22 protein-coding genes are annotated in these 24052 nt (G+C 34.9%); 7 read left to right on the plus strand and 15 right to left on the minus strand.

The annotated features are described in order from the left end of the window. Window positions 1-13: 13 nt before the first annotated feature. The 12 genes from CEP47_RS02735 to seqA form a co-directional block, all read right to left on the minus strand. Window positions 14-460 (minus strand): DNA polymerase III subunit chi, encoded by a 447-nt coding sequence (locus CEP47_RS02735; RefSeq protein ID WP_261919526.1) that lies wholly within the window; start codon window positions 458-460, stop codon window positions 14-16. A 137-nt stretch (window positions 461-597) separates the two neighbouring features. Then, window positions 598-1209: a recombination mediator RecR gene (gene recR, locus CEP47_RS02740; RefSeq protein WP_261919525.1), complete on the minus strand. Its 612-nt coding sequence runs from the start codon at window positions 1207-1209 to the stop codon at window positions 598-600. A 43-nt stretch (window positions 1210-1252) separates the two neighbouring features. Further along, on the minus strand, window positions 1253-1582 hold the full coding sequence (locus CEP47_RS02745) for a YbaB/EbfC family nucleoid-associated protein (protein WP_261919524.1): 330 nt from the start codon (window positions 1580-1582) through the stop codon (window positions 1253-1255). An 87-nt stretch (window positions 1583-1669) separates the two neighbouring features. Next, window positions 1670-3760, minus strand: coding sequence for a DNA polymerase III subunit gamma/tau (gene dnaX / locus CEP47_RS02750; RefSeq protein ID WP_261919523.1), 2091 nt, complete (start codon window positions 3758-3760; stop codon window positions 1670-1672). A 32-nt stretch (window positions 3761-3792) separates the two neighbouring features. After that, entirely contained in the window at window positions 3793-4338 is a 546-nt protein-coding gene (gene apt, locus CEP47_RS02755) for an adenine phosphoribosyltransferase (RefSeq protein ID WP_261919522.1), read from the minus strand. 147 nt (window positions 4339-4485) lie between these two features. Continuing rightward, window positions 4486-5436, minus strand: coding sequence for a lauroyl-Kdo(2)-lipid IV(A) myristoyltransferase (gene lpxM / locus CEP47_RS02760; RefSeq protein ID WP_261919521.1), 951 nt, complete (start codon window positions 5434-5436; stop codon window positions 4486-4488). A 65-nt stretch (window positions 5437-5501) separates the two neighbouring features. Beyond that, entirely contained in the window at window positions 5502-6269 is a 768-nt protein-coding gene (locus CEP47_RS02765; protein WP_261919520.1) for a TSUP family transporter, read from the minus strand. A 59-nt stretch (window positions 6270-6328) separates the two neighbouring features. Next, window positions 6329-7147, minus strand: coding sequence for a penicillin-insensitive murein endopeptidase (gene mepA, locus CEP47_RS02770; protein WP_373463126.1), 819 nt, complete (start codon window positions 7145-7147; stop codon window positions 6329-6331). An 84-nt stretch (window positions 7148-7231) separates the two neighbouring features. Beyond that, complete coding sequence (gene aroC / locus CEP47_RS02775) at window positions 7232-8314, minus strand: chorismate synthase (RefSeq protein WP_261919518.1); 1083 nt, start codon at window positions 8312-8314, stop codon at window positions 7232-7234. Window positions 8315-8318: 4 nt separating this feature from the next. Beyond that, window positions 8319-11648 (minus strand): mechanosensitive channel MscK, encoded by a 3330-nt coding sequence (gene mscK, locus CEP47_RS02780; protein WP_261919517.1) that lies wholly within the window; start codon window positions 11646-11648, stop codon window positions 8319-8321. Window positions 11649-11669: 21 nt separating this feature from the next. Beyond that, the gene (gene menE / locus CEP47_RS02785; protein WP_373463127.1) at window positions 11670-13079 is read right to left on the minus strand and encodes an o-succinylbenzoate--CoA ligase; all 1410 of its coding nucleotides are present in this window, start codon (window positions 13077-13079) and stop codon (window positions 11670-11672) included. Between the two features lie 53 nt (window positions 13080-13132). Next, window positions 13133-13741, minus strand: coding sequence for a replication initiation negative regulator SeqA (gene seqA, locus CEP47_RS02790; protein ID WP_261919515.1), 609 nt, complete (start codon window positions 13739-13741; stop codon window positions 13133-13135). Window positions 13742-14087: 346 nt separating this feature from the next. Here seqA and CEP47_RS02795 point away from each other — a divergent pair, with 346 nt between their 5' ends. The 4 genes from CEP47_RS02795 to fur all read left to right on the plus strand — a co-directional run bounded on the left by CEP47_RS02795 (window position 14088) and on the right by fur (window position 16419). Beyond that, window positions 14088-14882: an alpha/beta fold hydrolase gene (locus tag CEP47_RS02795; RefSeq protein ID WP_261919514.1), complete on the plus strand. Its 795-nt coding sequence runs from the start codon at window positions 14088-14090 to the stop codon at window positions 14880-14882. 120 nt (window positions 14883-15002) lie between these two features. Then, window positions 15003-15287, plus strand: coding sequence for a LexA regulated protein (gene ybfE / locus CEP47_RS02800; protein ID WP_261919513.1), 285 nt, complete (start codon window positions 15003-15005; stop codon window positions 15285-15287). A gap of 12 nt (window positions 15288-15299) precedes the next feature. Then, window positions 15300-15824 carry a flavodoxin FldA gene (gene fldA, locus CEP47_RS02805; RefSeq protein ID WP_261919512.1) on the plus strand — a complete coding sequence of 175 codons (525 nt, stop codon included), beginning with the start codon at window positions 15300-15302 and terminating at the stop codon, window positions 15822-15824. 148 nt (window positions 15825-15972) lie between these two features. Next, the gene (gene fur, locus CEP47_RS02810) at window positions 15973-16419 is read left to right on the plus strand and encodes a ferric iron uptake transcriptional regulator (RefSeq protein ID WP_261919511.1); all 447 of its coding nucleotides are present in this window, start codon (window positions 15973-15975) and stop codon (window positions 16417-16419) included. Window positions 16420-16482: 63 nt separating this feature from the next. On the opposite strand, the gene CEP47_RS02815 is transcribed toward fur, so the two are convergent. Continuing rightward, window positions 16483-16980 carry a peptidylprolyl isomerase gene (locus CEP47_RS02815; protein WP_261919510.1) on the minus strand — a complete coding sequence of 166 codons (498 nt, stop codon included), beginning with the start codon at window positions 16978-16980 and terminating at the stop codon, window positions 16483-16485. 90 nt (window positions 16981-17070) lie between these two features. Between CEP47_RS02815 and cysS the strand changes: the two genes are divergently transcribed. Beyond that, on the plus strand, window positions 17071-18450 hold the full coding sequence (cysS, locus tag CEP47_RS02820) for a cysteine--tRNA ligase (RefSeq protein ID WP_261919509.1): 1380 nt from the start codon (window positions 17071-17073) through the stop codon (window positions 18448-18450). A gap of 39 nt (window positions 18451-18489) precedes the next feature. Then, on the plus strand, window positions 18490-19764 hold the full coding sequence (locus tag CEP47_RS02825) for a sialyltransferase (protein WP_261919508.1): 1275 nt from the start codon (window positions 18490-18492) through the stop codon (window positions 19762-19764). Window positions 19765-19868: 104 nt separating this feature from the next. Here the strand turns inward: CEP47_RS02825 and hmpA are convergent, their stop codons facing one another. Both hmpA and rhlB read right to left on the minus strand, forming a co-directional pair. Beyond that, the gene (hmpA, locus tag CEP47_RS02830; protein ID WP_261919507.1) at window positions 19869-21068 is read right to left on the minus strand and encodes an NO-inducible flavohemoprotein; all 1200 of its coding nucleotides are present in this window, start codon (window positions 21066-21068) and stop codon (window positions 19869-19871) included. A 189-nt stretch (window positions 21069-21257) separates the two neighbouring features. Then, the gene (rhlB, locus tag CEP47_RS02835; RefSeq protein ID WP_261919506.1) at window positions 21258-22523 is read right to left on the minus strand and encodes an ATP-dependent RNA helicase RhlB; all 1266 of its coding nucleotides are present in this window, start codon (window positions 22521-22523) and stop codon (window positions 21258-21260) included. 232 nt (window positions 22524-22755) lie between these two features. Between rhlB and rho the strand changes: the two genes are divergently transcribed. Continuing rightward, entirely contained in the window at window positions 22756-24018 is a 1263-nt protein-coding gene (gene rho, locus CEP47_RS02840; RefSeq protein WP_261919505.1) for a transcription termination factor Rho, read from the plus strand. The last annotated feature ends 34 nt before the right edge of the window (window positions 24019-24052 follow it).

A 24052-nucleotide genomic window follows, 5' to 3' on the forward strand; every position in this document is an offset into this window, starting at 1 on the left:
CGAAAGTGAATAGTTATGCTTGTTCGGTTTTCATTTCAAAACCTAAAGCACGATATTGTTTATAACGTTCACGTGCGAGTATTTTTTTCTGTTCATCGCTAGCAACAAAATCAATGACTTGATGAAATAAATAGACAAAATCAGGCACAGTTTGCTGTAAATTAATCAGAATATCTCGTTGCTGTGAGTTACGCTTACCTACCCAACAGATTTCTACTGGCGTCCCTGCATAGCCAGTCAGTTCCCCCGAAAGGTTGTGAGGCACGAATTGATCGGGATGACGTTGCCATAGTGCATCATCAAGGCGAAAAGCTTGCTGTTCATCTTCACAAGCGAGTAGTACTTTTTTACCTAAACGCCACGCTTGTGCCGCTAAATCACAGGCGAGAGCTTCATCTGCAGTAAGTTGGTTTAGCGTATTATTTTGTTGAAGTAGGTAAAAAAGTGCTTGTTTTGCCATGGTTTTCTTTAAAAATTGAGTTTGCTAGCTATCATCAATGATTGCAAAATGAAAGATTAATTCTATCTAAAAAATACCATAAGATAAAGTAACCGTCTTATTAAGCCTTGGTCGTATAAAAGTGGTTTTGATAGAGATTAATCTTCTCCTGACATTTCACGCCGCCCAATAAAAGAGTGAATAAGTGTCGTACCATCAACCATATCTAATTCACCACCGACAGGAATACCGTGGGCAATACGGCTCACTTTAATGCCTTGCATTTGGCAGAGGTTAGCAATGTAATTTGCAGTTGCATCACCTTCAATTGTCGGATTTGTCGCTAAAATTACTTCATTAAAGTGTTCTGTTTGCAAATAATGATTAAGTTGATCTAATCCAATTTCTCTAGGCCCTATACCATCAAGTGGCGATAGATGCCCCATTAAGACAAAGTAGCGACCAGAAAATTGCCCTGTTTGTTCAATGGCTTGAATATCGGCAGGTTGTTCAACGATACACAGTTGTTTATTATTTTGACGGCGAGGATTATTGCAGATGGTACAAATATCTTCCTCGGTAAAAGTACGGCAGTATTGACAATGCCCAATTTGTGACATTGCTGCAGTTAAAGCTTGGGCTAATGCCATACCCCCACTTCGATCACGTTGTAATAGGTGATATGCCATTCGTTGTGCTGATTTAGGACCAACACCGGGTAAGCAACGAAGGCTTTCCATTAATTGTTCAAGTAAAGGACTCGTTTGCATAGTGAGATCTTAAAAGGGCGTAAATTTACGCCCAGATTGTTGATTAGAATGGCATTTTGAAACCGGGAGGTAACTGCATACCTGCAGTGACAGAAGACATTTTTTCTTGTTGCATTTCGTTTGCACGACGTACCGCATCATTAAAAGCAGCGGCAATTAAGTCTTCTAACATTTCTTTATCATCTTCAAGTAAAGAAGGATCAATTTCAACACGGCGACAGTTGTGTGCACCATTAACAGTAACTTTGACTAAACCTGCACCAGATTCTCCAGTTACCTCTAACTGTGCAATTTCTTCTTGCATTTTTTGCATACGTTCTTGCATTTGTTGGGCTTGTTTCATTAAGCCACCTAAGCCACCTTTTCCAAACATAAATTTTCCTATTGTTAAAACGAATGTAAGAGTTAAAGTTTAAAGTAAAGTTGGCATTTTAACTGAAAAGCTTTAGCTTGAAAACAGTTAGCCTACCGGGCGAATACTTTGCAGATCTAATTTGGCATCAAAAGCATCTTGAATAGATTGTAATTTGGGATCTTTTAAAAGAGCAGTGTGTGCTTCTTCCCTTAATTGTTGATAACATTTTCGTTGTAACTCTAATGGGGTTATAAATTGGTTATCTTGGATATGGGTAATTTCAAGTTGTATTTCTTGGGCGTAATATTGGTTTAGTGCTTGGTTTAGATCGCTAACCGAAGTGGAAGTAACACAGTTGGTCGCATTTTGTGGTACGCCTAGTACGATTTTATTTGCAGTATGTTCAAGTAAAACACTATTTAATGCAAATTGACGTAAAAGGCTTTGTAGTTTTAGTTCACTAATTAATTTTGACCAAGGATCTTGCTCTTCACATAATTTAATAATTTTTGTGATTAATTCGGGGGTTTTTTCTTGCAAAATTGCCCGCTTAATCTCAGAGGGGCGAATCTCTTGATGTTCTTGCTCTAATTCTGGGTTACGCCATTCCCAACGATATTCTTCCGCTGAGAGTTGTTCTTCATTTTCAAGATCATTTTCTATATTTTCAACCGTAGATTGTTGAATTTTTGGTTGTGCTGTAAATGTAGGTTGTGTTGGTGCTTTATTTTCAATTACAGCTAAGTGGCTCAGTGTTGTGCTTAATTTATCTTGTCCAAAATCTCGAATTGGTAAACGATCTAGTGTATGAACCGTATTATTTACTATTTTTTCACACTTTTTTTTTTGCTCTGAGAGTTGATTTTTTTGGCTATTTAACACTTTTAACGCTGAAATAGCGCCTGCAACAGGAGAGTCAAAACTCATTGTGGTATTTGTTGAAACCTCATCTTGTGCGGTAGGGGGGATTTCAACTGGTTCTTGGGTTGGTATTGCATTAGCATTACCACCGATCTCAGGCTGTATTATCGTTTCAGTGCTTGTTTGCTGTGAAACAGAACTGCTTGGAATAGAGGCGATAATCTTTTCTTTCGGTGGTGTTGCAGCAGGGAGTTGATAACTAAGAGGATGAAAAGCCAAAGCACGCAACATTGTCATTTCAACACCAATTCGCCGATCAGGTGCATAAGCGAGATCTTTTCGTCCATTTAGCATTAATTGGTAATAAAATTGCACATCTTCAGGGGCAAGCATTTTGGCAAGAAAAGCTAGTTGTGTGTTAGCGGTATCAGGTGTTTGTGGGAGCAGTTGTAGTAGTGCAATTTGGTGTAGTTGTTCTGCAATTTCAATTAATAATTGTTCCCAATCAGCCCCTTTTTTCGCTACATTCTCAATGATAGCCATCATTTGTTCACCGTTTGCTTGTGCTAAAGCTTGAATTAATTCAAGGGCTTGATCATTATCAAGCACGCCAAGCATCGTATTCACTTGATCAAGATTAACTTGACCATTACCAATTGCAATCGCTTGATCTGTAAGGCTTAATGCATCACGAACACTACCTTTCGCTGCTTTAGCAAGTTTTTCTAATGCAAGTTGCTGATAAGCGATATTTTCTTGCGTTAAAATATGTGCTAGGTGTTGTGTAATTTGGGCTTGCTCCAAGGCTTTTAAATGGAATTGGATACAGCGAGAAAGCACCGTAATCGGTAATTTTTGTGGATCTGTTGTTGCTAAAAGAAATTTAACATATTCGGGTGGTTCTTCTAAGGTTTTCAAAAGGGCATTAAAACTGTGGCGTGACAGCATATGCACTTCATCTATAAGGTAAATTTTAAAGCGTCCTCGTACGGGTTTATATTGAACGTTATCTAATAACTCTCTTGTATCTTCAACTTTTGTACGAGAAGCTGCATCAATCTCTATAAGATCAACAAAATTACCTTGTTCAATCGCTTGACAGTTATCGCACTTACCACAGGGTTCAGCGGTAATCCCTGTTTCACAGTTTAATCCTTTGGCAAATAAGCGTGCGATAGAGGTTTTACCAACCCCTCGAGTACCAGAGAAAAGATAAGCATGATGTAATCTATTTTGATTCAAACCGTTGGCTAATGCAGTGAGGACATGTTCTTGCCCAACAACATTACTAAAACGATTTGGTCGCCATTTTCGGGCTAAAACTTGATAACTCATACTTATCTATACCTGCTACAACAAATTAAAAATTAGTGTCCTGTAAAGTTGATTAAGGTGAAAGGCTCAACCCCAAATTGACGCAAACGATCTTCCCCACCTAGTTCAGGTAGATTAATAACGAAAGCAGCATGTTCGACTTTTCCACCTAAGCGACGGATTAATTTAATAGTCGCTTCAACTGTACCACCTGTTGCTAATAAATCATCAATGATGAGTACATTATCATCTGGTTGAATCGCATCTTTATGCATTTCTAAGGTGTCTTGACCATATTCTAATTCATAGGATTGGGAAACAGTTTCGCAAGGTAGTTTTCCCGGCTTGCGTACTAATACAAAAGGACAATTTAAAGCTAAAGCAATAGGAGCACCAAAAATAAAACCACGAGATTCAGTTCCTGCCACTTTAGTAATTTTAATATCTTTAAATTGTTCAACAATAAGATCAATGGTAGTACGAAAAGCCGCTGGGTTTTCTAATAGTGTTGTAATATCACGAAAAATAATACCTTGTGCTGGATAATCGGGAATAGATCTAATTGATGATTGAAGTAAAGCTTTTTGTTGTTGGTTCATATTTTTGTCCAAAATGTGGAGTAGTAACCTGAATTAGAGGCTAATGAATTTAATCAAATTTATTAGCCTTTTTATCGCAAAGGTGAAAATTTAGAGAATATTTCACTATATTGCAAGAGTTAAATTAAATTTAGCTAAAGATTAATTTTAACTGTAAATATCTTCGCCATTTTTTCGGGTTTTTAATAAACGTAAAATCCAAACATATTGTTCAGGAGATGGCGTAACTAATTGTTCAATTTTAGTATTCATAATATTCGCCATTTGTTGCGGATCTGAAGATAATTCCAAAGGTGGGTGTAATTGAATTTCATAATAACCATTTTGGGCGTTGTAACAAGAAAACATTGGAATAACAACGGCTTTCGCTACTCGACTCATTTTAAATAAGCCGGGTAAGGTTGCCTTGTAGGTTGCAAAAAAATTTGCATAAACGCTTAATTGTTCACCATAATCTTCATCGGGTAGATAATATCCCATTTCACCTTGTCTTATGGCTTGGAGGAAGGGTTTAATGCCATTTTGTCGAGCGTGCATTTGCCCGCCAAAACGTTGGCGAGTCCAATTCCATAGCCAATCAACTAAAGGGTTACGATGTGGATTATACATAGCAGTCATTGGAATATTTTGAGTATGTAAAATAATGCCTGATGCATCAATTGACCAAGTGTGAGGGACAAACAAAATAATGTTTTTTCCTTGTTGCTGTGCTTGATGTAAATATTCTAAACCTGTTATTTTACTTCGAGTTTGAAGATGTGTTTTTGAACGAATAGCTATTTCACCAATCCCTAACATCGTTTGCCCAACAGTTGCAAACATCTGATCCAGTACTTTTTGTTGTTTTTCTTGAGACCACTGAGGAAAACAGTATTGTAGGTTAATTTTTGCTTTGTGCCGTTGTTTTTTAGCAAGGCGTCCAACTAGAATCCCTAGTTTAGCCGCAAATTTATCTCGCCAACGAAAAGGTAGGTAGGCGAGTAAGACTAAAGCAAAAATACCTAACCATATCCCCCAATATTGAGGTAAAAGATAAGACCAACGGAATTGAGGACGATAGCCCACTTGAGCTGTTAAACGTACATCTTGTTTAGACATAATATCACTATATGTAATTCAAATAAGGAGTAAAGGTGTTTTGATTAATCTAAAAAAATAATGACTTAAAATTGAAACCAACCATGATCATACACCATTTTAGCTGTAATCAGAAAAGACATTACCACCACCATTGGACGAATGAGATGTTGCCCACGAGTTACTACCATTTTGGCACCAAAATAAGCTCCGATAAATTGCCCAAGCATCATGATAAATCCTATACTCCAAAGGACTTTACCACCTAAAATAAAAAAGAACAGCGCGGTAATATTGGAGGTTAAATTGAGTACCTTAGCGTGAGCAGTTGCTTTAGTTAGATTAAAGCCTAATAGGGTTACAAAGGTAAGTGTAAAGAAAGAACCTGTGCCGGGACCGAAAAAACCATCGTAAAAACCGATTGTGAAAGCAATTGTTAAACCAAATAAGAGATAACTTAGACGTTGATGGCGATCTTTTTCACCAATTTTTGGGGTTAATAAAAAATAGATTCCAATAGTAAGTACTAAGAATGGGAGTAGTTTTTTTACAACAGAAGCATCAATACTTTGTACTAAAAGGGTACCAATCATCGCCCCTAAAAAAGCACAAAGAATTAAAAACCAGATAGTTTTTGGGGCAACGACTTTTTTACGAATAAAATAAAGACTTGATGAAAAAGAGCCACCACAGGCTTGTAGTTTATTTGTGCCTAATGCCATTGTTGGCGGAATACCAACTGCTAATAAGGCGGGAATAGTGATTAAACCACCACCGCCAGCAATGGCATCAATAAAACCTGAAATAGTAGCTAAAATAAATAAGATTGTTAGTATTTCTGCACCAAATTCCATTTTTCCTCCCAAATTTAGGTTAATAAATATTCTACCTTGTTGAAAAATTATGTGTGTAATTATTCCTTTTTATTTAGTGAATCTAACACTTGTTGACATAGAGGAGGTGGTGGTGGGGCAGATTTTTTAGGTGCTAGTTTTTTATTTGGTGGTGTTGGTAAGAACCATGAATCTAATGTTGCATCACACCCATCACCTTCTGGAATTGAGGCTTGTTCTTCGCAATAAGGTGCATCTTTAGGACAGTGTAAACGGACATGAAAATGGGCATCGTGTCCAAACCAAGGGCGGATTTTGTGCAACCAACCACGATCTTCTTTTACCGTTTCGCATAATTTCTTTTTAATTGCGGGATTAATAAAAATTCTTGCAACACTAGGATCTGTTGCTGCAAGTTTTAGTAATAATGTATGTTGTTGACTCCACAGGGTATGTTCGACAATCTGTAATTTGCGATTCACCATTAAAGTTGCTGTTGGATTTTGTGTTTGTTCTTTAGGTAATGGACCAAAACGTAGCCAAATATCTGCATCTAAGCCAATTTGATGGCTAGCGTGTCCTGTTGCAAACCGCCCTCCAGCAGGCATTGCAATATCACTGATTAAAATAGGCGGTAATCCAGCTTTTTGAGATCGCTTACCTAGATTTTCTAAATAGGTAATCATTGTTGGGTGGCCAAAATAACGTTTTTTTTGCCAGCGAATAATTTGATATCCAGTCCCTTCTAAGGGTAAAGCTTTTGCTCCAATAAGGCAGCCATTAGTGTACGAGCCTATTGGGGAAGGTATTCCTGAAATAGGATGTTCAATTTTCTGCCATTCTGTTTCAGTAAAACGAGTTTGAATTTCAGCAGAACTCGTTTTAACAAGAGAAAGCATACCGCAGAGTAAAATAAGTGGGTGCTTTAGCTTAAGAATCAACATAAAGGGATATAGTTTGTAAATTTCTGTTATTTACGATGATTAAATATTATTACTCACCTGCCCACGATAGCGAAGTAAATGATCAAGTAAAACAATAGCAACCATTGCTTCAGCAATAGGGACTGCACGAATACCGACACAGGGATCGTGGCGACCACGAGTGATGACTTCAGTTGCTTGATTTTCAAGGGTTACTGTACGCCCGGGGAGAGTAATACTTGAAGTAGGTTTAAGTGCAATGGTTGCAATGATTGGCTGTCCTGTACTGATCCCACCTAGAATACCACCTGCATGATTTGAGCAGAAACCATTTGGAGTCATTTCATCACGGTGTTGACTACCTTTTTGTTGCACAACCGCAAAACCATCACCAATTTCAACCGCTTTTACAGCATTAATCCCCATTAAAGCATGAGCAAGATCGGCATCTAAACGGTCAAAAACGGGTTCACCTAAACCAACGGGAACATTTTCTGCAACGACAGTTAATTTTGCACCGATTGAGTCGCCTTGCTTTTTTAATTCTCTAATAAGATGATCAAATCGTTCAATCGCAAGTGGGTCAGGGCAGAAAAAAGGGTTGCTATTTACCTGATGCCAATCAATTTGATCGAGTAGCTGAGGGCGAATAGCAATTTCCCCTATTTGTGATAAAAAGCCCCTTACTTCTATGTCAAAATGCTGTTTTAGGTATTTTTTTGCAATTGCACCTGCTGCAACTCGCATAGCAGTTTCACGAGCAGAAGCACGTCCACCACCACGATAATCACGTAATCCATATTTTTGTTGGTAGGTGTAATCAGCGTGTCCGGGACGGAAGCAATCTTTTATTTCACCGTAATCTTGTGAACGTTGATCGCCATTTTTAATGATTAAACCAATACTTGTACCTGTTGTTTTCCCTTCAAAAACGCCAGAAAGAATTTGTACTTGATCATCTTCTCGCCGAGCAGTGGTATAGCGAGAAGTACCGGGTTTACGGCGATCGAGATCAGGCTGAATGTCCATTTCACTAAGCTCTAATCCGGGTGGAACACCATCTACAATACAACCTAAGGCAATGCCATGAGATTCACCAAAGGTTGTAACACGAAAAAGTTGTCCAATACTATTACCAGCCATAATATTATCCTTGAGTTGTGTTTGTTGTTGGTTTATTTAGTTGTATTTCTTCTTGTGTCGCAAGATTTTTAATATAGACATCAAGTTGATTAAATGCAATTTCAATATTATGTTGTTTAAACAGCTGATCAATTCGGCGGTTAATGAAATCCATGGTTGAAAGACGATCAGAAATTTGTCCAACATAAACTCGTAGTTCGTGATCAAGTGTACTTGCACCAAAGGATAAAAAGTAGGCTTTTGGTTCAGGATCTTTTAATGCACCAGAGGCTTCATTTGCGGCTTGAAGTAATAATTTATTCGTTAATTCTAAATCAGAGCCATAAGCAACCCCAACTTTTATGACAATACGAGTAATAGTATTAGATAATGCCCAGTTGGTAAGGCGTTCTGTCACAAAGGCTTTATTCGGAACGATGACTTCTTTACGGTCATAATCAATTAATGTCGTTGCACGAATACGAATTTTTGAAACTGTCCCAGAAAATTCACCAATAGTAATGGTATCACCGATACGAATTGGGCGTTCAAAGAGAATGATGATACCTGAAACAAAATTAGCAAAAATTTCTTGTAAACCGAAACCGAGACCAACTAAAAGGGCGGATACTAGCCATTGTAAATTTGACCAAGCAACGCCTAGTGTTGAAAATGCCCAAATAGAACCGATTGCAACTATAAAATAGGTAAATAAGGTTGTGATTGTATAGGGAGCACCTTGGGATAGTTTCATTCTTGAGAAAATAAGTACTTCCAGTAAACCACCAATATTACGAACTAATGCGTACATTACCACTAAAATTAAAATTGCAACAAATAGGTTAAAGAGGGTAACAGATTCAACAGCTGTACCACTTTCAGTGGTGATATGTTGTTGCCAAAGTGTAATACCTTGCAAATAGTAGGTTACAGTTAATAGATCTGACCAGACCCAGTAATAAAGGCTAAACAAGACTGCCCACATTGTGAGATCTGCAACTTGAGTAATTTGTTGCTTAATTTGGCTTAACTCAAGTGTTTCATCATTCACTTCAATGATAGGTTCATCACTATTTGTATTAGTTGGTGTTTCTAATTTAGCTTGTAATTGCTCTTTTTTCTCTTGTAAACGCTTATAAGCTAAACGGCGAGCAGAAACAGTTAAAGCTCGGTTGAGTACTTGTTTGGCAATAAACCAAATAACAGTTACTAAATAACTTAAAATAAGATGATTAATTAAGTTTAGTGCCGTGTAATAATAACCTAAAGCAATCAGTAAAACTAAACTAATAGGAATTAAAATTAATAAGATGAGGACAATTTTTAAAACAGTACCGTCACCATTATTTTGGTTTGAATTATTAAGTGTCTGATATTTCTTAACTGCTTGACCAAAATTTGGGCTAATAACAATTAAGCAAAAAAGGAGTGAACTAATAGTAATGGTTTGACCAATAACATCATTAATCGCACCACGATTTTCGATATTTCCGAAAACTGAGGTATTTACTAAGACAATAATAATCCAAATAGATTTTTTTAATACGGCGAGAAATGTTTGGTTACTTTCCTTAGATTGTCCAAAATGTCGATATCCTAATCCGTCTGGTTTTAATGTTGCGATTAAAAAGGCAAAAAACCACCAGTAAGCAGCCATTTCTATTGACCAATACCATAATTCAGTTGGATTCTTTAAAAAGAATATACCACACAATATTGTAATATTGAGGAATATTAAGGCATTAGGTAAGGTTAATATTAAAGTTAATAATAATGCAATAGGGGTGTGCCATTGGCTGTCAGAGGATACAATTCTAACTTCACGGTTAATTTTGGTTAACTGTGCTTGTAGTTTTTCCTTTTTCCATAAAATTAACCCAATTAAAATAGAAATAAAGGTAGTTAAAGTAACTGGTATTGTTAAGTTTTTTTCTTTGGTTGAAAAAACAAATTGTTTTCCAATATCTTTTAATTGAGAAAGTGCTGTTTTTGGAAAATTTTTTAACCATTCCCAATCAATCGGGCTATTACTTTTTACCCAGAAACTTTGTTGTTGTAATTTTTTCTGTAAATTATCACTGATTAATGTTACTTGGCGTTGATTTAATTCTATTGTAATGGCTAAATTTAATTCATTATTTAATGTTTTGATTATCTCAGATAAAATATTTTTACGTTTATTTAGAATATCTTTCAACTGTTCAACTTCATGTTCTGTTAAATTTTTACCTTCAAGTTGTAGTTTATTTAGATATTCTTGAGGAGAATAGAGTTGATCTCTAGTTTGTGTTAAATCAAAGATTTGTACACGTAAATCAGAGATACGTTTAGATAATCCTTTAATGGTTTTTTCAGCAGGTAGATTCTGTTTTTGTTTATTAATAATACGGGAAAGTACTAAGGTTCCTTGTAAAGCACTAATTTGTTCGTTAATTGTTCTTTGAGTTTGAGTTAAATTATCTAATACATTTTTAATTCGTAAACTTTCTTGTAATAAAATATTAGAGTTTTCAGTTTCTTTTAATAAACTACGACTTAAATTATTATTTAGATCTAATTCTTCTTGAATAATTGGATTTGTTTTTTCAGCATTTTTTTGTGATTGTTCAAGCTTCTCTAATTGTTGTTGAGATTGTTGCTGATGTTTAATATTAATTTGATCTTGTAATTGTTTTAGTTCCTGTTGAGATTGTTGTAAATAATAATTCTGTTCATCACGTTGTAAACTATATAAATTAGTGAAGATGTTATTATCTTTTAATAAACTTTTAGTATAGTTATTTTCTAATTCAATATAGGCTAATTCAGTTTGATATCTATTAGCTGTAATTTCGCTAATTTCAGAATTTAATAATTCTTGATTAATTTTTTGTGAACGGGTTAAATTTTGCCCTAATACTATTTGAGTTTTTTCAGGCAATGTTTGCTGATTAACTAATTCTGAATTAATGTTATTCAGTTTAGTTTGGATCATTTGAATTTTATGTAATGTTTGTTCTAACCTAGTTTGTAGATCCTCAGCAGATAATTCGGCTAGATATTGGTTATTCTGTTTATTTGTATCGCTTTGTAGAGATTTTAACTGTAATTGTAGTTTAGGGATCTCTATTTCAGCTTGAGCGATGTTTTTATTTAATTCATTAATTTTCTTTTTTTGATGTTCAATTTTTTCTAAAAACATCAATGTTGTTTCTAAATCTAAGATCTGTTGTTGATCTGGTGTAGAATCTTTTTTCGCAGACTCTAATTGTTCTTCAATTATTGCTTTCGCTGGTAAATTATCAACAGCTAAGGCAGTAGAATTGAAAATTAACAAAGAGAATAATAATAAAAAATAAGATAATTTGAATTTCATTATTAATTTTCCTATTTAAATTTAATTTGAATTGATTTGTTGCGATAGCCAAAGTGCTAATTGCGAACGTGAAATTTTTATGCCATTAGTACTCGTATTAGCGAGGTCAAGTGAAAAATAACGGATTGGGAATTTAAATTTTTCTAATTTGCCAACTAAATTTTGTTCTAATTGTTGTACTAATGTTAATGAAAATGGTTGTTTGAATGCAATGATTGCAACAGGTCGATGTCCAAATTCTTGATCGGCTTGTGGTAGGATAAAAACTTGTTCAACATTAGGTTGTTGTAAAATAATTGCTTCAATTTCTTCGGGTTGAATATTCTCACCACCAGAGATAAACATATTATCAAACCTGCCTAAAATAAACAATTCGTTATTAATCATCTTGGCTTTGTCTTTGCTTTGATACCAGCCTGTAGCATTGGTTAATGGTCTAATTTTTCGATGATTGTTTTTTTGCCAATAACCAAGTGCAAGACAATGACCTTTTAACCAGACTTCCTGTTCAACCAATTTTGTTTGGCGGTGAGGAAGAAGAAAACCAACACCACTGCTTGTATCACTTTTTTTCGCAAAAACGGTTGATGCCATTTCTGTCATACCATAACCTGAATAACTACAAATACCTAGTTGATGGAGTTGAGTTGTCAATGCAGTTGGAATATGCGATCCCCCCAGCAGAATATGCTGAATCTGAGGTTGTTGTGGATTTTCGTTCAGATAGCTTAAAAAGCGTTGTAGTTGGGTTGGTACTAATGAAGCGTGTGTAACTTGGCATAATGCGGCATAAAATTCTTCACCAACTAAGTGAAGTTTTGATGCTTGATGTAACCAACGCCAAAGAATTGCCTGCCCAGAAACGTGAAAGAGAGGTAATGATAATAACCAAACACTTTCTGCTTTTACTTGCATTAATTTTACAACACCAGTGGCATTAGCTAAATGTGCAGTGAGAGTATGTACCGCAGCTTTAGGTTGCCCAGTTGAACCAGATGTAAGTGTGAGGGTTAAAGGACAATTATTTAATATTTCAACAGGCAAGTTGGTCGTATTATTTAATTGTGTAATTGCAATAGAAAATGGATTTTGTGATTCGTGTGAACAGTCGATTAGATAGTCAATATCATTTTGCTGACACAAAAGATCAATTTTAGATGCAGGAAAATTTGGGTTTAAACACAATATTCTCGCATTGCTATGCAAACTGGCAAGATAATATAGCACTTGGGTAAAACTGTATTTACCTATCAAAGCAATACCACTGCCTTTTTGTACACCCGCCTGTTTTAAATGCTGGCTTAGTTGTTCGATAAGTGTGTTTAACTCTTGCCAAGTCAGTTGAGACTTGGTGAATAAAAAAGTTGGATAGCGAGAAGAGATCTCGCTTTTATTTGTATTGGTATTTTTGCTGATTTGCTTTGGCAAAATAATGGCAATATCTTGTGGTTTTTGCCTTGTATAGCGTTGCCAGAGAAACATCATTAATTTACAAAATAAGGTTTAATTTGTTCAATTAGTTGAGGTGGTAATTGCATTGCTTGCATTGTGCCTTCTAGCATTAACATTTTTCTTGCACTGTTTGTATTCGTAATTACCCAGTATGGGGTTTCTGGAATTTGTTTTGGCTTAGTGTGATTACCAGTAGTGAGTAGCGTTGCTTCATCACGAGCAAAATAGGTTCGTGAACGTCCTACTATTGATTCAACTGCTTGTGCAAAACTCTCAGGGTTAGAGCGATAGAGTGCGGTGAGAATCAGTAAAAATCGGTTAACAGTTTTATTTTCATTTTGAAATGTGTTGCTATGAAGTACGGTATTGACACGTTTTACACTTAAATTAATCGCATCATCGGATAATTTTTTTATTTTGGGAAAAATCCCTTCATTTGCTGTAATTGAAGTAGGGGTATTTAAAGTGATAGGGAGTTCTTCCTGCTGATAGGCTAATTTTTTGGTAGAAAGAGGAGCTTGAGAGGCCGAAGGTGGTAAATTAAGGAGACGGCGTAAAATATCTGAAGCACCTTCACCAATTGAACGTGTATTGCTAGCTAGGTATTGATAAAGTTCATCATCTATTTCTATTGTTCTCATTTTATATTCCCCATTGACTAATTTAATATTTATTTTAACTATTATACGAAATTCAAATAAAAATCAAAGAGAGCAACAGATTTTTTCTAAGTTTAAATCTAAAAGCATTTTAAACTGGAATATATTTGGTTATTTTTTGAGTAAAAACATCTTGTTAAAGATAAATGTTTTTATTGTTGTTTATTAATAATTATTTAGTTTTATTTTATCACGCTATTATTTAGTTATATAAATTAGAAAGAGTATAAACAACCTTATTTGAAAGTGATATTTAGTGCCTAACTTGATTTCACTATTGGGATCTACTAAGGTTAGTAATCCATTTAATTAGTTTAGATATAATGATATGAAAAAACACTTAAATTTTGATTATTCTCAAAGAGATGAGAGTTCAGCACCAACCTTAGTTTTTATTCATGGATTGTTTGGCGATATGAATAATTTAGGTGGGATTGCTAAAGCTTTTGCGGATAATTATTCCTTATTGAGAATTGATTTAAGAAATCACGGTAGCAGTTTTCATAGTGATGAAATGAATTACAGTGTAATGGCAGAAGATCTGTTAATTTTAATTCAAACCTTGAACCTGCATAAAGTCATATTAATTGGTCATTCAATGGGTGGAAAAACAGCAATGGTATTTGCTGATCGTTACCCTGAATATGTTGCAGGTTTAGTCGTGATTGATATTGCACCTGTGAGTTATCACGCCCATCGACATCATGATGTTTTTCAAGGACTTTTTGCCGTACAGAAAAGCCAAGTTGCAACACGGCAACAAGCAAAAACTGAAATGGCAAAATATATTAATGATGAGTCTGTACAACAGTTTTTATTAAAATCTTTTACAACACAATCCCCACAGCGTTTTCGTTTTAATACACAAGTACTTTTTCAACATTATGTCGATATTATGGATTGGCAACCAGTTAAAGTTAATTTACCGACTTTATTTATTAAAGGCGGAAATTCAGATTATATTTTGCCCGAATATCGGAATGTTATTATGGAACAGTTTCCACACGCCACCGCTTTTGTTATTGCTGGTGCAGAACATTGGGTTCACGCTGAAAAACCAGCATCGGTTATTCAAGCAATCAGCAAATTTTTGTCGAAAATAAGAAATTTTGAAGGAAAATAACATTGCAGTTTTTGTTTAGTAAGTAATTTATGGTATAGTTCGCATTTACAAAAGCTAATTCTTATTAGTTGATTAATTTAGAGATCACTTTAAGTGTATTTGGACAGATCGTTGTAAACAATGGCAAAACAAGAAGCAGACTGTATTACGTTAGATCTGTTCGCTAATATTGCAAAAGTTGGACGACCTAAGACAAATCCGTTAACTCGGGAACAACAAATTCGGATTAATAAACGAAATCAACTGCGTCGAGATCGTGCGGTGGGGTTGAAAAGAGTTGAACTGAAATTACATACGGCAATGGTTGAGAAACTTGAAGCGATGGCGGTAGCAGAAAATTTAAATCGTCAACAATTTATTGAACAGATCTTACAAGCATACTTAAATACATATTCGGAGAAATAACAGGTATTACTTATGGCAATCGTTGGCTTATTTTATGGAAGCGATACTGGCAATACGGAAAATGTTGCCAAGATGATTCAAAAAAATTTGGGTAGTGAATTAGTCGATATTCGTGATATCGCAAAAAGTACCAAGGAAGATATTGAAGCTTATGATTTTATTATGATCGGAATACCAACTTGGTATTATGGCGAAGCTCAATGTGATTGGGATGATTTTTTCCCTACTTTAGAACAAATTGATTTTTCAGATAAATTAGTCGCTATCTTTGGCTGTGGTGATCAGGAAGACTATGCTGAATATTTCTGTGATGCTATGGGAACGGTGCGTAATATTATTGAACCGAAAGGGGCAACAATCGTTGGGTATTGGTCAACTGAAGGATATAGTTTTGAAGCCTCTCAAGCATTAGTAGATCAAGAGAACTTTGTTGGGTTATGTATTGATGAGGATCGTCAACCAGAATTAACAGCGACACGAGTAGAACAGTGGTGTAAACAAGTCTATAACGAAATGTGTTTATCAGAATTAGCCTAATTTTTAAGTTAAACTAATAGATAAAAGATATTTTAATTATCGTTTGCATTAAGTATCAAGATAATCCATACTAACAAACACGCAAAATTAGTATGGATTTTTTTCAACTAGTTGCGAGATGATCAACAATATGACTATAGAGGCGGATATGGCAATTTCTACTGAAGAAAATATCAAAATCTTAAAAAAAGTTGGTTTGAAAATTACAGAGCCACGTTTAAAAATCCTTGCACTAATGCAAAAAAGTGATATGCAACATTTCTCAGCAGAAGACGTTTACAAATTGTTATTAGAAGAAGGAGAAGAAATTGGTTTAGCTACCGTTTATCGTGTATTAAACCAATTTGATGAGGCTGATATTTTAACACGCCATAATTTTGAAGGAAATAAATCTGTTTTTGAATTAGCACCAAAGAAACACCACGATCATATTATTTGTATGGATTGTGGTAAAGTCTTTGAATTTAATGATGATGTCATTGAAAAACGTCAAAAAGAGATCAGTGAACAACACGGAATTAAATTAGCAACTCATAACTTATATTTATATGGTAAATGTTCTGATATTGATAATTGTTCAGAACCTAAAAAATAGTTGGCGTGAATGAAAATAAAAATAGCACCTTAATGGTGCTATTTTTTTATTAAGTAATGGGTTTTAGTTAATTGTTACAGATGTAATAATAACTTCATCTACGGGAACATCATCGTGCCAACCTTTGCGGGTAGTTTTAACGCTTTTAATTTTATCCACGACGTCCATACCCTCAATCACTTCACCAAAAACACAATATCCCCAACCATGCAGGCTTTCTTCTTTGAAGTTTAAGAAATCGTTATCTTTTACATTAATAAAAAATTGTGCTGAAGCAGAATGAGGGGCTTGAGTGCGTGCCATTGCAATCGTACCACGTTTATTACTTAAACCATTATTTGCTTCATTTTTAATTGGATCACGGGTGGTTTTTTCTTTCATATTTGTTCCCGCTTCCATTCCACCACCTTGAATCATAAAACCGTCAATTACACGGTGGAAAATTGTGTTATTATAGAAACCGTCTTTACAATAAGTAAGAAAGTTTTCTGCTGTAATAGGTGCTTTATCAAAATTTAATTTAATTTTAATATCGCCGAAATTAGTGTGTAATGTTACCATTATTTTTTTCCTATTTTGGAGTTAAAAAACAGCTATATTATTCCATAAAATCAAGATATGGTCTATTTGATAAGAGTATAAGGTAGTTATATGTTAAAAATTTTTAATACATTAGAACGAGAAAAAACAGAATTTAAGCCAATTCAGCCTAATAAAGTAGGCATGTATGTTTGTGGTGTAACAGTTTATGATTTATGCCATATCGGTCATGGACGGACGTTTGTATGTTTTGATGTGATCGCACGTTATTTTCGTTATCTTGGTTATGACTTAACTTATGTACGTAATATTACTGATGTTGACGATAAGATTATTAAACGAGCAATTGAAAATAAAGAAAATTGTGAACAATTAGTTGATCGCATGGTCGTTGAAATGTATCGAGATTTTGATGCTTTAAATATTCAACGTCCTGATTTTGAACCACGAGCAACGCATCATATTAAGGAAATTATTGCCTTAGTTGAAAAACTGATTAATAAAGGGCATGCCTATGTTGCAGACAATGGTGATGTAATGTTTGATGTTGATTCTTTTAAAGAGTATGGCAAGCTTTCTCGTCAAGATCTCAGTCAACTTCAGGCTGGAGCTAGAGTTGAAATTAATGGTATTAAGAAAAATCCAATTGATTTTGTTTTATGGAAAATGTCAAAAGAGAATGAACCAAGCTGGCCTTCTCCGTGGGGAAATGGACGTCCCGGGTGGCATATTGAATGTTCTGCAATGAATTGCAAGCAATTAGGTGAACATTTTGATATTCATGGCGGTGGTTCAGATTTAATGTTCCCTCATCATGAAAATGAAATTGCACAGTCTTGCTGTGCTCACGGTGGAGAATATGTTAACTACTGGATCCATTCAGGTATGATTATGGTAGATAAAGAAAAAATGTCTAAGTCATTAGGTAATTTCTTTACTATCAGAGACGTTTTAAACCATTATGCTGGTGAAAGTGTTCGTTATTTTCTGCTTACAGCACATTATCGTAGCCAATTAAATTATAGTGAAGAAAATTTAAATTTAGCTCATGCAGCATTAGAACGTCTCTATACCGCATTACGTGATACAGATTCAACCGCTGAAGCAAAAGGGTTTGAACAATATGTAACAGCGTTTCAAGCCGCAATGGATGATGATTTCAATACACCGGGTGCATTAGCGGTATTGTTTGAAATGGCAAGAGAATTGAATAAATTAAAAACTGAAGATAGTCTGCAAGCGAATGCTTTAGCTGCAACAATGCGTCAATTAGCGAGTGTTTTAGGATTATTATATCAAGATCCCGCTACTTTTTTACAAGCAGGGGCAGATCAAGATCAGATTGCTGAAATTGAAAGATTAATTGCACAACGAAACCAAGCACGTGCGGAAAAAGACTGGGCAACAGCAGATCAAGCTAGAGATAAATTGACCGCTTTAGGTATCGTCTTAGAAGATAGTGCAACAGGTACAACTTGGCGAAGAGCTTAAGAGCAAATTCTATTTTATTTATCAAAAAGGAAAACAGAAATGTTGAAAGATATTTTCAAGAAAATAGGGTTGTATCTTTTATTATTTGTTGGATTATCCCAACAATTATCAGCAAAAAATATTACCGTTTATTTAGATTATGCAACTTTGCCTGCATTAAATACATTGTTAGACTTTGCTCAAAATAAAGATGATCGCTCAACAGTACGGATTTTTGGACTTTCACGTTTTCCATTAAGCCAAGAGATTGTTGATCAATATCCAGCTGGTGTGATTAAAGTAGCTAAGATGAAACGTAATGATCAAACAGATTTTGATCAGTTATTGTTTAAAGAGATTGAAGATTCAAAAGAAACAGTGAATTTAACTATCTATGCGAACTTGACTTGGGCGGCGAAAATGTTAAGCCCATTAGCTGCTTATATGCACACCCACCCAAATAAAGTAAAGATTAAACATTTGTATTTATATGATGATGGATCGGGGGATTATTTAGCACTGTACCAAAATAGAAATAAAAATATTCAGCAGGAATTAGAGCAAGCTGAAAAACTGTTACCTTACCTACTTGTGGCGAAAGAAAAAGAATTTTCAGCTGAACAATTTAATTTGCCTGCATTTTATCGTTATGTTTGGCACAAATCCGTTCCAACTACTTACATTATGTTACGTCCAGATTATTTAACTAAAGATCCATTAATGCAACCGTTGAAAACTTATTTAGGAGATCGGATTGAACAAATGGATTGGACAAAATATCAGCATTTAACAGCAGAACAACAACAATTCTTTTTACAATTAGTTGGCTTTACACCTGAAATTAAGCATTCATTGGAGACAAAACAGAAAAAGTTTGTTTTCACTGGTACCACAACGTGGTTAGGAGATAGTAAAGATCGGGAATATTATGCTAAAGCTCAAACCAATATTTTAAATAATTTTATTCAACCGAATGGCGCTTTATATATTGGGGAAGGGTATCAAAATTATTTTAAAGGACATCCTAGAGGTTTAGATATTAATGATTATATTTTAGCTCATACGAAAGAATTGATTAATATTTCAGCAAATATTCCATTTGAATTATTAATTATGACTGACTTACTCCCTGAAAAAGTAGGTGGTATGGCGAGTTCACTTTATTTTTCTTTACCCGAAAAGAATATTAGTCACCTTATTTTTACTACGAGTAAAGAAGTAAAAACAGCTTTAGATGCCTTTAATACCGATTTATTAAAGATGATGTTGTTATTAGAGATAGTAAAGCCAGAACAAGTGGTATTTTGGGATCAATTACCGCAGCTTCCACAATAATTATATTTTGGAGAATGATGAATAAACAACTAAAGATACCGACTTATCTTTGATTAAAATAGGACTGAATATTTATATCCAGTCCTATTTTTTATAGGAGAATATTAATTTAATGCTACACCACCAGTATTGAATGCTTCGAGGTGAATTTGTGTTGTAGGTACACCTAAATTTACTAAAGATTGATACTGTGCTTGCATAAATGCTAATGGACCACAAAGGTAATAATCAGCCTCTTTTGGTAAGAGCGAGGTTGGAATCTGGCTTAAATTTAAATGTCCTGTAGCATCAGCTTGCGGATCTTCCTCTTCATAAACTGTGAAGGTGCTGACATTTGAATATTGTACTTTTAAGTTATTAACGTGATTTTTCATTGCGTGTACATCCGCATTACGGCAAGCGTGAATAAAACTCACTGGTGAAGGTACATTTTGTTCCACAAGCTGGTTAAGCATTGCAATCATTGGTGTCAAGCCCACACCACCGCTAATAAATACATTTGGTTTTTGGCTATCAATTAAGAAAAAGTTACCTGTTGGTGCTGTTGCCTCAATTTCCTCACCTTCATTTAATCCGTGTAAAACGGTTGAAACCCAACCACCTGCAAGCTCACCTTTTGGATCTTCACGTTTTACGGAAATGCGTAAGTATTCTGATTTTGGATTATCTGAAAGTGTATATTGACGTGGCTGTTTTAAGCCTAATTCTGGAACGAAAACACGTACAGAGATATATTGCCCCACTTTATAGGTTGGTAAATCCCCACCATCAGTAGGTTGTAGATAGAATGAGGTAATTTCACTGCTTTCTTCGACTTTTTTAGCAATTTTAAATTTACGCCAGCCTAACCAACTTCCTTTGGTTTGTTGGTGTTCGTCATAAATTGCTTTTTCAGTGCTGATTAAAATTTCTGCTAATTGATGATATGCGACTTTCCAGGCTTCGATTAGAGGATCGTCCATTGAAATTTGTAAAACTTCACTAATAGAGTGTAGTAGATTACTGCCAACAATATCATAATCTGGAGCTTGAATATCCAAGCTAACGTGTTTATGAGCCATTAATTCAACAGCTGGCAATAGTACTGCAGGATTTTCAATATTTTCGGCATAGGCTAGTACTGCATTAGCTAAAGAACGAGCTTGTGCTCCGCTACGTTGATGCCCTAGATTAAAGACTTCTTTTAATTCGGGATGATTGGTAAGCATTCTATTGTAAAAATAAGAAGTCAATGCGACACCATTTTCACGTAATACTGGCACAGTAGCCTTTATTAATTCAATTTGATTTGCTGTTAATGACATAAAAATACCTTTTGCTTTTTAAATGGACGTTTAACATACATTTTTAGCATTAGGCTGACAAGTGATATTTATCAATAAGTATTGTAAAGTAATAGGATAGGAGACTTATTAGGTAGTGAGAGAAAAAAGATGCTTGCTGATTTAAAAGTGAGTAAAAAACCTTATTTACTCACTTTTTGGCTGAAAGGATTAAATGATTTTAGAGGTATGTTTCTTATTTTTAGGTGATTTATTCAGATCGGGCATCATTTTACCCGAGTTTAAATGCAGAGGTTTTATGAAGTCTTGAATGAGAGCTTGAGGATCATATTGACTGACTGGAATAGAATGTCCAATATAGTCTTCTATTGCGGGTAAATTCATCGCATATTGTTCACAAGCAAAACTAATTGATTTTCCCATTTCCCCAGCTCGTCCTGTTCGTCCTATACGATGAACATAGTCTTCTCGATCATCAGGGAGATCGTAGTTAAAAACGTGTGTCACATCGGCGATATGTAAACCACGAGCAGCAACATCTGTTGCAACAAGAATATCAAGTTTACCTTCAGTAAACTGTTTTAGTAGAGATAAACGTTTTTTTTGAGCAACATCACCAGTTAATAAACCTACTCGATGCCCATCAGCAACTAAATGTTTCCAAACCTGTTCACACGTAAATTTAGTATTCGCAAAAACGATACAGCGATCTGGCCATTCTTCTTCAATCAGAGTGAGTAATAGACTAAGTTTATCTTGGTTAGAAGGGTAAAATAGTTCTTCTGTAATGCGATGACCTGTTTTTTGTTCTGGTTCAATTTCAATATATTCGGGTTGATTCATATCTTCGAAAGCTAATTCTCTAACTTTAAAAGAAAGTGTAGCTGAAAAAAGCAAGGTCAAACGTTCTGTTGGAGCAGGGCATTTGCGTAATAAGTAACGAATATCTCGAATGAATCCAAGATCAAACATACGATCAGCCTCATCTAAGACAACCGCTTGAACCTGATCTAAACGAATAATAGCTTGTTTTGCATAATCAATGGTGCGACCAGTTGTGCCAATTAAAATATCAACCCCTTGGGCTAACGTTTGGACTTGTTTGTCATAGCCATCACCACCATAAGCTAATCCCATTTTTAATCCTGTGATTTGAGAGAGTTCTTTGGCATCTTGATAAATTTGCACAGCTAATTCTCGAGTTGGTGCTAAAATCAAAGCTCGGATATGGTTAGTTGAAAGGTTATCTGCTGGGGGAACCGTTAATAAATGATGGAAAACAGCGGTTAAAAAAGCAATAGTTTTACCTGTTCCTGTTTGTGCTTGCCCAGCAATATCTTTGCCTTTTAACGCATAGGGTAGGGACAATGCTTGAATTGGTGTGCAAAATTGATATCCCTTATTTTTTAGCGCTTGTTTTACTAAAGGATGTAGTGGTAATTGATTAAAACGAGTTTGAGTTAAATGATTATTCATATGAAAATTATTTCAATTAAATGGTATAAAAAGTATTCTTATTATTTTTAAATTAGAACAAAAAAATAAAATTGTTTATTTAGAATAACACGCTGAGAAGAAAAGTGTAGAATAATTTGTTTGCAAGGCTAGACACTTAGCGTTTTTAATGGTAATTTTAGCCCGAATTTTTGTTTTTACATATCTAATTCAATTCTAATTTTAATTATCTAACCTTGATTTAACCTTCATTATGAATCTTACACAATTAAAAAATACACCAGTTTCTGAGCTTGTAAAATTGGGCGAAGAACAAATGGGTTTAGAGAATTTAGCCCGTTTACGCAAACAAGACATTATTTTTGCTATTTTAAAACAACATGCTAAAAGTGGAGAAGATATCTTTGGTAATGGCGTATTAGAAATTTTACCTGATGGGTTTGGTTTCTTGCGTTCTGCTGATAGTTCTTATCTCGCAGGACCTGATGATATTTATGTATCACCAAGTCAAATTCGCCGTTTTAATTTACGTACAGGGGATATGATTGAAGGCAAAATTCGTCCACCAAAAGAAGGAGAACGTTATTTTGCTTTATTAAAAGTGAATCAGGTCAATGATGATCGTCCCGAAATTTCTCGTAATAAGATCTTATTTGAAAATTTAACACCATTACACGCTAATTCTCGGTTACGAATGGAACGTGGAAATGGATCAACAGAAGATTTAACCGCAAGAATTTTAGATTTAGCCGCACCTATTGGGAAAGGACAACGAGCTTTAATTGTTGCACCACCTAAAGCGGGTAAGACTATGTTTTTACAAAATATCGCACAAAGTATAACCTATAATTACCCTGAATGTATTTTGATGGTACTTCTTATTGATGAACGCCCAGAAGAAGTGACTGAAATGCAAAGAATGGTGAAGGGCGAAGTGGTTGCTTCTACTTTTGATGAACCAGCAGCACGCCATGTTCAAGTTGCAGAAATGGTGATTGAAAAGGCTAAACGTTTAGTCGAGCATAAAAAAGATGTCGTTATTTTATTGGATTCAATTACCCGTTTAGCTCGAGCTTATAATACGGTAACACCTGCTTCAGGAAAAATTTTATCTGGTGGGGTTGATGCTAATGCATTACATCGGCCAAAACGTTTTTTTGGTGCCGCTAGAAATGTTGAAGAAGGGGGAAGTTTAACCATTATTGCAACCGCATTGGTTGATACTGGTTCGAAAATGGATGAAGTAATTTATGAGGAGTTTAAAGGCACTGGTAATATGGAGTTACATCTTTCACGTAAGATTGCTGAAAAACGTGTATTCCCTGCCATTGATTTTAATAGCTCAGGAACTAGAAAAGAAGAGTTACTCACATCGCCTGATGAATTACAAAAAATGTGGATCTTGCGTAAAATTGTTCATCCTATGGGTGAAATTGAAGCGATGGAATTCTTGATTGATAAACTTTCAATGGCAAAAACCAATGAAGAATTTTTTGAGATAATGAAACGTTCTTAATAGATTGACTATTCACTAATTATTTATTGCATTA

This window comes from Mergibacter septicus, from assembly GCF_003265225.1.
GTDB classification, from domain to species: Bacteria; Pseudomonadota; Gammaproteobacteria; order Enterobacterales; family Pasteurellaceae; genus Mergibacter; species Mergibacter septicus.